Raw genomic sequence first — 9,739 nt, 5'->3', positions numbered from 1 at the left:
GTCAGGAGTCAGGAGTCAGGAGTCAGGAGTCAGGAGTCAGGAGTCAGGAGTCAGGAGTCAGGAGTCAGGAGTCAGGAGTCAGGAGTCAGGAGTCAGGAGTCAGGAGTCAGGAGTCAGGAGTCAGGAGAAAGAATTAATTTTTCCCCCTGCTCCCTTTCCTCTTCTCTGTCCCCATTCACCAATCACCAATCACCAATCACCAATCACCTATTTACCGACCTTTTCGCCAAAACAGCAACCACATTTACCAATTGATCCGGTTCAACGGGTTTATTAATATGCAATTCAAAACCTGCGGCTAAAGACTCTGCCTGTTCTGCTTCTCCCGTATAACCAGTCAGTGCAGCAGCAGGAATTTTCCCTCCCTGTTCGGCACTCAAAGCCCTAATTTGACGTATCAGTGCATAACCATCTTCTTCTGGTAAACCAATATCAGAGAGGATGACATCATACCCACCGGGATTAGTTTTGAGTATTGATAATGCCTCTTGTGCAGATGTAGCCTCTGTTACTTGAACATCGTAATCTTCCAGCACGATTTTAAATAATTGACGCAGGTCTGGTTCATCATCAACTATCAGCACCCGCACACCCGCTAAAGATGGGTAGGAAACAAGGTCAGCAGGTGCAGCAGGGGCGGTTGGTTCTGGAGTAACTGCTATATCACTCTCTTCCTGGTTAGTTTGCAGAGGTAGCCTGACGGTAAAAGTAGCACCTTGATCCTTACCTGGACTCGCTGCTTCTACAGTACCACCGTGGAGTTCTACCAAATGGCGCACTATTGCTAGTCCCAGTCCTAAGCCAGCATTTGATTTGCGTGTAGTGCTATCAGCTTGACGAAATCGGTCAAACACATAAGGGAGAAAATCAGCACTGATACCTAAACCAGTATCTTTAACTTGAATTTCCGCTTGATCATTAGTGTAATTGAGAGTAATATCAATGATTCCGCTATCAGGGGTAAATTTAATGGAATTAGAAAGTAAATTCCAGATGACCTGCTGTAAGCGAGTCGGATCTCCGATTAAGGTTCTGGGTGTAGGATCTAGTTGCGATTGAATTTGAATGTTTTTCTCTTCTGCGGACAAACGTACAACTTCTATGGCTGCGGAAATGACAGGTACAAGTTGAACAGGCTGATTATTGAGATGCAGTCTACCGGAACTAATGCGAGAAATATCTAATAAATCGCCAATTAGCAGGTTTTGAGCGTGGGCAGCCCGTTCAATAGCTTCTAATGCCTGATCTGTTTTCGTTTCATCAAGCTGATGTTTCCGTAGTAACTGCGTCCACCCCAACAGAGAATTAAGGGGATTTCGTAATTCATGGGAGAGAATGGATAAAAAATCATCCTTAGCTCGGTTAGCTGCTTCTGCTGCTGTTCTCGCTGACTGTTCTTGTTCTAAGAGTTGAGTCCGTTCTGCTTCTAAATGTTTCTGTTGGGTAATATCTTCAATTGCCAGGAGAATTAAAGGATCATTATCTATTTGCGGCATTTTTCGAGCATTGAGGCGCATGATTTTGTGTCCAATTTGCTCAAAATTATGCTTAACTTCCACATTTTCAAAATGGGTCTGTCCGGGGAGAATATGTTCTAAGAGCGATCGCAACTGGGGAATATTCCACTGGCCATTACCAATTTCATAAATCAGGCGATTTTCTGTTTCTTCTCGCACTACCTGGAATGTGTCATAGAAAAATTGATTGCTACTAACTACCCGTAAATTCATATCCAGCACCACTAAAGATTGGCGCACTGTATCTACTATTGCTTCTGCATAATCACGGGATGCTCTCAACTGTTCCGCAGTCCGTTTGATGGCATCAATATCCACCAAAATTACTACAGCACCATCAATTTTATTATCTATTGTCCGATAGGGTCTAATCCGTAAATCATACCAACGACCATCTTGATCCTGCACTTCCAAACTTTTCAAATTCAGGGTACTAATTACCTCTAAAATTTGTGCTTCTAAATCAGAAATATTTAATTTATGTTTAATATCACTTAATGGTCGTCCCACATCTGAAGGAATTAAGTTAAATACTGCTCCGGCTGCGGGAGTAAAGCGGCGAATCTGTAAATCACCTCCTAACATGAGAATGGCAATCTGAATACTACTGAGCAGATTTTGTAAATCATTACTCACCTGATTTGATTCTACATTGCGCCGTTGCAATTCATCATTAATAGTATTCAATTCTTCATTAGTCGCCTGAATTTCTTCCTTAGCTGTTTCTAATTCTTCATTGGTACTTTGCAACTCTTCATTACTAGAGAGAATTTCCTCATTAGCTGCTCGCAAATCTTGATTACTGGCTTGTTGTTCCTCAATAATTGATTGCAAATAATCTTTAGTAGATTTTAATTCCTGTTGCAGAATAGAAATTTCCTGCTCATAACTATTTGCTTGCTGCGGCTCAGATTGAATATTACTACTTATTGGCGATATAGAGCTAACTGGAGTGGGTGTATCCTCAAATAAAATTAAAAAGAATTCTTCGTCTGATCCAGCAGATTGAAAGGGAACAACATTAATTTTCACCAGCCTAAGTTGATTTTCTGCCTTAACTTGTATCCCTTCCTGTGTAACTGGCATTTTTTGTTTTTTAGCCTGATGAATACTGCTACGTAAATCTAGCCGCAATTCTTCTCTGGCCATTTTTAGTAAATTAAAACTGGGTTTACCCGGTGCTGGTTGTAAATAGGGACTCGTCTGTCCTCGAAATTGCAAAATATCAAAATCATCGTTGATAATTACACCCACCGGTGAGAATTGATTTAACACAATTCTATCTGCTTCTTTTTGGATTTCCACATCATTTCCAAAACCTTCATTTTCTATCATTTGTAATTTAGCGGTTTCTACTGGATAGTTACGAGCCATTAAATCAATAGCTAATCGGGTAGCTGCAATTTTGCGAGCATAAATCTTGTACTTTTTATCTACCACAGTAAACAAATCCGTAAATTCGCCCACTGTTTCCGAAGTTCCTAACATCAAAAAACCTGTAGGTTTAAGACCATAATGAAAAATTGGCACGACCTTTTTCTGTACAGCAGCACCCAAATAAATCAGCACATTCCGACAAGTGATTAAATCCAGTCGGGAAAATGGCGGATCGTTAATTAAGTTTTGTCTAGCAAAAACACACAGTTCTCTCACTGCTTTATTAATTTGATAGCCACCTTCTACCTGTACAAAAAAACGTTGTAATCTTTCTGGGGAAATATTCCCTACCTGGTTAGGTTTATAAATGCCGGCTCTGGCTTTTTCTATGGCTACTTCATTAATATCGGTCGCAAAAATTTGAATAGGGATATTAATTCCCTTGTTTGTTAAAAATTCTAGTAAGCAAATTGCAATAGAATAGGCTTCTTCACCTGTTGAACATCCAGCAACCCAAATCCTAATAGGATCATCGGTTTTGCGCTTGTTAATAATAGTGGGAAATATTTTAGTTTTTAAAGCTTCAAAAGCTTCTGCATCCCGAAAAAAACAGGTAACAGTAATTAAAACATCGTAATATAAGGCGGTAATTTCTGCCGGTTTATCCTGAAGATAATGCAGGTAATCTTCTAAATTATCCAGTCTATATAACATCATCCGGCGCTGAATCCGTCGCTTTAGGGTATTCTGCTTGTAATAGGAAAAGTCAACACCTGTCGCTGTCCTTAAAATCTGGAAAATCTTTAACAGTCCATCTTTTTCTTCTGGGACAGCTTCAGTCTGTGTCACTGCTGTTGAGTGCTTGATATAGGGATGACTGCTAAGGTTGGCCAGTTTCTCAGCAATTTGTTGAGGAGTAAGGATAAAGTCTACATAACCTGAAGCTACCGCCGTATTCGGCATAGTGCTAACTTTTGCTGATTCCTCACACTGAGCAAAAGTAATACCACCTTCTGCCTTGATTCTTTCTAACCCCCTTGTTCCATCTCCATCACCCCCTGACAAGATAACTCCAATGGCTTTGTTTTTTAAATATTCTGCTAAGGAAAAAAAGAAACTATCCACTGTCATGGGTTGTTGATATGTTTTTTCACGGGGTTGAAGTTTTAATACCCCTTGATTAATGGTCATTGTCGCACCAGGGGGAATCACATAAATATGATTCGGTTCTACAGTCATTCCCTCTTGTACTTCAGTTACAGGTATTTGAGTTGTGCGGGACAGAATTTCTGTTAACATACTTTTTTGTTGGGGGTTCAAATGCTGAACTAGCACAAATCCCATACCCGTATCTGTGGGTAAATGACTCAATAATTGTGTAAATGCTTCTAATCCCCCCGCAGAAGCTCCAATACCGACAATTGGGAATAAATTGTTTTGTTTATCTTGCTCTTTTGGGGATTCTGTAGAGTTAGATTCTTTAGCTTGAGATTTTTTGCTAGACCGATGAAAATTCATGTTATGCACCCAATTAAAACCGGGGTTATAATGTTTGTTTTTATGTTTGTTTTTAGCTTTTTTTAAGGGAAATTTAGTCAAACTCTTGATTCATTTCTATTTTCTTTGAAAATGTGTCAATATTACATATATTTCTATTATAGGCTTTTAGTGAGAAATTCTATAATTTCTCGACGTTGACGAGATAATCAGCAATAGGGAATAACCCATAGGGAATAATAAATATACAAAAATAATTCCTAACAAAATAATAGCAAATAATATAGATTTTGGCTGATAAGCTGTTACACAGCTAAATTGTATAATCCTAATATTCTGAACTCTTATTTAACAGGCAAGATGCCTGTTCCACTTATACAAATTAAATGCACAACAGCTTATTTAACTAACTTTAATCTAAAAATACACTTTTTCCCCAATCCCCAATCCCCAGTCCCTATTCTTTAGCTAGTTTAGCTTTTGCCTGTTGCCAGAGTGCATCCAATTCTGCTAAACTATAATCTGTTAAAGGACGATCTATGACATCTTCCATTTTTTGCAATCTTTGAATAAATCGTAAACTTGTACCTTGTAAACCTGCACTCGGATCAAGTTTATGCCATCTGGCTAATTGAATAATTGCAAATAATAAATCACCTAATTCTGATTCTTGTCTTTCCGGGGTTTCCTCAGCTAATGCTTGTTGAAATTCCCCTAATTCTTCGTGAAATTTATCCCAAACTTCCTCGATATTGTTCCACTCAAACCCTACAGCAGCAGCTTTTTCAGAAATTTTCATGGCTGCATTTAATGGGGGAAGACTGCGACGATAACGATCTAATTTATCACTCAATTTTTGCTTTTCTAAGGTTTCTCCTTTTTCCGCAGCTTTGATAGTTTCCCAATTTTGACGTACTTCTTCTACATTTTCTACTGTGACATCACCAAATACATGAGGATGACGACGAATTAATTTTTGAGAAATACCTTCGGCAATTTCTTTTAAAGTAAAATCACCATGTTCACTAGCTATTTGTGCTTGTAAAACTACCTGTAATAATAAATCTCCTAATTCTTCGGCGATCGCTTTTTTATCTCCTGTTTGAATTGCGTCTACCACCTCATACGCTTCTTCAATGATATACGGTGTCAGGCTTTCCGGCGTTTGTGCTAAGTCCCAAGGACAACCACCATCAGGCGATCGCAATTTTGCCACTACATCAATTAAATCTTGTAACGCTGCCAACGTTGGATTGTGATTTTCTGCCATAATAAGTTAGAATTTTGTGCTTTTTGTGTATTCTGCGGGTAAGTATTCATCTATTAGTAATCAGCTTAAACCCTCCTGACTCCTGCCTCCTGCCTTCGTTAAGACTTAGTGCGGCTTTTGTTAGTTCTGGGTTGAGAACTACGTTTACCACGACTATTAACTTTACGCTTCTTTATTTTGCCACTGGGTAGCAATCCCTGTACACCTTGTTTTTGAAACCTTTTATAAGCTGAACCAGTCCAATCACTCAGAGAATGACTCATAGCACCAAGTTCACACCCCAAAAACAAAGCAAAAAATTCTCCATAATATATTGATATAGTCTTTCCCACACTTTTCCAAACTTCCCCCCAATTCAAAGCCACATTACCCAATTTAGCGAAAATCACCAAAACCAAAATCGCTACAACTGCTAAAAATGTGGTTAGATACACCACCCGCAAAGTAGTACCAATAATTGGACCGTGGGATAAAAAAGACCGATGACGCAGACTTTTTTGATAAGGTAGCCATATCCAACGCAAAAACCCCCAGCGTTGAAACTGACGAGAATAAATATCCAAGTCAGGACCAAACATCAAACCACCAAACATAAACCCACCAGCAACCAACAACGTCACACTACTGCTGCGAGTGGAAATTAAAGTGATACCTGCTACCACAGGTACAGACCAAATAGTAATGCGATCGTGTGTTTGTCCAGAAGGCATATTTTAAAAGTCAAAAGTCAAAAGTCAAAAGTCAAACTTCAGTATACCCAGATCCCTATACCCAGATCCCCGACTTCTGATCTTCATTGATAGTCTCTGGAGAAGATCAGTAGGGGTAATTCATGAATTACCCCCACGCAAGAATCAGGTTTTGAGTTGAATCTTGCCTAAGTCCTATTCCCCAAAAAAAATTTTTTCCCAACCCCTTGCAAAATTTAAAAAGCCTGTGCTATATTAATTAAGTCAGGAAAACACGGGCGGTTAGCTCAGTTGGTAGAGCGCCTGCCTTACAAGCAGGATGTCATCAGTTCGAGTCTGGTACTGCCCACTTCTTTATAAATGCTACTCTATGAGGTTTTTAGACCTTATAGAGTTTTGTTTTTACTATTGATTACTCGTTATACTCTAATTGGCTATGCCAATAGACCTCTCCAAAATAGAATGTATTAATTTGTCATAAGTTGTAGGGGCGAAGCTTATGGGCGATAATTTAACGGAAAAATCAGACATCTAGATATCCCATAAACTTCGACTGCCCCCATAAATAGGTTCCATAATTTTTTTTCTGGAGATGTCTAATATTCACAATCATCATCTGCTTTGAATAGATAATACAAATTTTCAAACATCCTCTAAGATTATCCACCCATGATCAAGACTATAATTTGTGAATTATTGGCAGATGAGTTGGCAGCGTTGCTGGGGCTAAAGAATAAGCTGTTGTGCATTTAATTTGTATAAGTGGAACAGGCATCTTGCCTGTTAAACAAGAGTTCAGAATATTAGGATTATACAATTTAGCTGTGTAACAGCTTATCTGAAAAAACAGAAGCAGAAAAAATAAATTATCCTATCTTGTCCCTTGTGGGATGGGCATCCTGACCGTTTGTAAACTGCTATATTATATGATAATATCTTAATTTTAACGATTCAAGAAAATGGATTTTATTAACACATTGGGATTAGCAGCAGGGACATTAACCACTATTGCGTTTTTACCGCAAATGTTCCAAACCTGGAAAACAAAATCAGCTAAGGATGTCTCTTTTGTGATGCTGATTACTTTTATGACTGGGTTGTTTTTGTGGTTGGTTTATGGGATGATTCTGGGTGCTGTACCGATTATTATGGCTAATGGGATAACTTTATTTTTAAATCTTATTATTCTCTGGTTGAAAATTAAATATAGATAGTATTTGTTCTGTAAGGGTTTAGTTTTGATAAACCCTTGCACTCTTTGAAGATGTAATTTGAAGATGTAATTTGAAGATGTAATTTGAAGATGTATTTTCAGGAAGATTTAACGCAGATGAACGCAGATAAACGCAGATGAAATATTAATTTTGCAGATTGCCGCTGAATCTACTATTTTTTGCTAATTTGGTTTATAATTATATATAGATTACTTTTTATAAAGACCTGTGACATCATCTGTATTTGACTCGGAAAAGCTTTTATTTACCCCAGCAACCCCTAAAAATGACGCTATTCCTTTAATTTTCGCTTTCCCCAATGAGTACACTGTGGGTATAACCAGTCTTGGTTATCAGGTGGTTTGGGCAACTTTAGCGATGCGTGATGATTTACAGGTGAGTCGTTTATTTACTGATATTCAAGAACAACTTCCTAGACATCCAGAAATTTTGGGTTTTTCTATGTCTTGGGAATTAGATTATGTGAATATTTTTAATCTTTTGGAATCTTTAAATATTCCTCTGCGTGCAAGCAATAGAACCGAAAATCATCCTCTCGTTTTTGGTGGTGGTCCGGTTTTGACTGCTAACCCTGAACCTTTTGCCGATTTTTTTGATGTGGTTTTGTTGGGTGATGGGGAAATTTTATTAAGTAGTTTTATTGATGCTTATCAAGAAGTTAGAAACGCAACACGGAAAGTTAAATTAAACAGGTTAGCGCAAGTTCCGGGAATTTATATTCCTAGTTTATATGATGTTGAATATGCTAGTGATGATGGAGAAATAAAATCTATTCATCCTCTTGATAGTCATATTCCCACAGTTATTCAAAAGCAAACTTATCGAGGAAATACTCTTTCTGCTTCTACTGTTGTTACTGAAAAAGCAGCTTGGGAAAATATTTTTATGGTGGAAGTGGTGCGGAGTTGTCCTGAAATGTGCCGCTTTTGTTTAGCGAGTTATTTAACTTTACCTTTTAGAACTGCGAGTTTAGAAAAATCTTTAATTCCTGCTATTGAACAAGGTTTAAAAGTTACTAACCGTCTGGGTTTGTTGGGTGCTTCAGTGACACAACATCCTGAATTTTCTGAGTTATTAGATTATATAAGTCAACCAAAATATGATGATGTGCGTTTGAGTGTTGCTTCAGTAAGAACGAATACTGTTACAGAAAAGTTAGCTGCAACTTTAGCAAAACGTGATACTCGTTCTTTGACTATTGCTGTAGAAAGTGGTTCGGAAAATTTACGTCAAATTATTAATAAAAAATTAGATAATGAGGAAATTATTCAAGCTGCTGTCAATGCGAAAGCTGGGGGTTTATCTAGTTTAAAATTATATGGGATGGTGGGTATTCCGGGGGAAGAATCGGAAGATTTAGATGCTACGGTAGCAATGATGAAAGCTGTTAAAAAAGCTGCTTTTGGTTTGCGGTTAACTCTAGGGTGTAGCACTTTTGTACCTAAGTCACACACTCCTTTTCAGTGGTTTGGGGTAAATAAACAATCTGAAAAGCGGTTACAATTTTTACAAAAACAGCTAAAACCCCAAGGTATAGATTTTCGTCCAGAAAGTTATAATTGGTCAATTATACAAACTTTGTTATCGAGAGGCGATCGCAGACTTTCCCATCTGTTAGAATTAACTCGTGGTTTTGGTGATTCTTTGGGAAGTTATAAACGTGCTTTTAAAGAGTTAAAAGGGAAAATTCCCGATTTAGATTTTTACGTTTATAGTCATTGGTCAACAGAGAAAATTTTACCTTGGAATCACTTGCAAGGACCTTTACCACAGTCTACACTAATAAAACATTTACATGAAGCAACGAGTCATTTTCGTTCTGCTTCCCCAGTTAAATAAAGACTGAAAATTACACATTGAAAAAAATGCAAAATACATCAGAATTTTATTGTGCTTATTGTGGTGAAGAAAACACAACTTTTATTGATATTAGTGCAGGAATGCTGCAAAATTATGTAGAAGATTGTCAAGTTTGTTGTCGTCCCAATATTTTGTATATCAGAATTGATGAAGATACACTGGATATTGAAATAGACACCGAATATGAAGGTTAATTAGGGTTTGCTGAGAAAGTCTTTCCGTGAGGGCATAGGAGTCAGGAGTCAGGAGTCAGGAGTCAGGAGGAGATTTGAAAATTTCTTTGCCATCTCTTGA

At 37.8% G+C, this 9,739-nt stretch carries 6 protein-coding genes, 1 tRNA gene and 1 pseudogene; 5 read left to right on the top strand and 3 right to left on the bottom strand.

Annotated features, from left to right (window positions below; translation table 11 throughout):
* Nucleotides 1–277, top strand: a pseudogene (locus tag FFR48_RS29605) (hypothetical protein); the annotation flags it as partial.
* Here the strand turns inward: FFR48_RS29605 and FFR48_RS21455 are convergent.
* The 3 genes from FFR48_RS21455 to FFR48_RS21445 all read right to left on the bottom strand — a co-directional run bounded on the left by FFR48_RS21455 (nt 204) and on the right by FFR48_RS21445 (nt 6,371).
* Nucleotides 204–4,412: a chemotaxis protein CheB gene (locus FFR48_RS21455; protein ID WP_137668783.1), complete on the bottom strand. Its 4,209-nt coding sequence runs from the start codon at nt 4,410–4,412 to the stop codon at nt 204–206. The pseudogene FFR48_RS29605 and the gene FFR48_RS21455 overlap by 74 nt on opposite strands.
* Before the next feature lie 436 nt (nt 4,413–4,848).
* Entirely contained in the window at nt 4,849–5,661 is an 813-nt protein-coding gene (mazG, locus tag FFR48_RS21450; protein ID WP_137668782.1) for a nucleoside triphosphate pyrophosphohydrolase, read from the bottom strand.
* Nucleotides 5,662–5,759: 98 nt separating this feature from the next.
* Nucleotides 5,760–6,371 (bottom strand): metal-binding protein, encoded by a 612-nt coding sequence (locus tag FFR48_RS21445; RefSeq protein ID WP_096567077.1) that lies wholly within the window; start codon nt 6,369–6,371, stop codon nt 5,760–5,762.
* Nucleotides 6,372–6,626: 255 nt separating this feature from the next.
* Here FFR48_RS21445 and FFR48_RS21440 point away from each other — a divergent pair.
* The 4 genes from FFR48_RS21440 to FFR48_RS21425 all read left to right on the top strand — a co-directional run bounded on the left by FFR48_RS21440 (nt 6,627) and on the right by FFR48_RS21425 (nt 9,639).
* Nucleotides 6,627–6,699: transfer RNA gene (locus FFR48_RS21440), tRNA-Val, on the top strand.
* A gap of 610 nt (nt 6,700–7,309) precedes the next feature.
* Nucleotides 7,310–7,564: a SemiSWEET transporter gene (locus tag FFR48_RS21435; RefSeq protein WP_096567075.1), complete on the top strand. Its 255-nt coding sequence runs from the start codon at nt 7,310–7,312 to the stop codon at nt 7,562–7,564.
* A gap of 228 nt (nt 7,565–7,792) precedes the next feature.
* Nucleotides 7,793–9,424, top strand: coding sequence for a B12-binding domain-containing radical SAM protein (locus FFR48_RS21430; RefSeq protein WP_137668781.1), 1,632 nt, complete (start codon nt 7,793–7,795; stop codon nt 9,422–9,424).
* A gap of 26 nt (nt 9,425–9,450) precedes the next feature.
* On the top strand, nt 9,451–9,639 hold the full coding sequence (locus FFR48_RS21425) for a CPXCG motif-containing cysteine-rich protein (protein ID WP_137668780.1): 189 nt from the start codon (nt 9,451–9,453) through the stop codon (nt 9,637–9,639).
* Nucleotides 9,640–9,739 lie beyond the last annotated feature (100 nt).

Source organism: Sphaerospermopsis reniformis (assembly GCF_005402885.1).
GTDB classification, from domain to species: Bacteria; Cyanobacteriota; Cyanobacteriia; order Cyanobacteriales; family Nostocaceae; genus Sphaerospermopsis; species Sphaerospermopsis kisseleviana.
This window is presented reverse-complemented; position numbering and strand designations above follow the sequence as displayed.

What these genes read in the sequence shown, in the direction of transcription:
- FFR48_RS21455 (WP_137668783.1), bottom strand. Translation starts at nt 4,412, where the DNA reads ATGAATTTTCATCGGTCTAGCAAAAAATCTCAAGCTAAAGAATCTAAC.
- mazG (WP_137668782.1), bottom strand. Translation starts at nt 5,661, where the DNA reads ATGGCAGAAAATCACAATCCAACGTTGGCAGCGTTACAAGATTTAATT.
- FFR48_RS21445 (WP_096567077.1), bottom strand. Translation starts at nt 6,371, where the DNA reads ATGCCTTCTGGACAAACACACGATCGCATTACTATTTGGTCTGTACCT.
- FFR48_RS21435 (WP_096567075.1), top strand. Translation starts at nt 7,310, where the DNA reads ATGGATTTTATTAACACATTGGGATTAGCAGCAGGGACATTAACCACT.
- FFR48_RS21425 (WP_137668780.1), top strand. Translation starts at nt 9,451, where the DNA reads ATGCAAAATACATCAGAATTTTATTGTGCTTATTGTGGTGAAGAAAAC.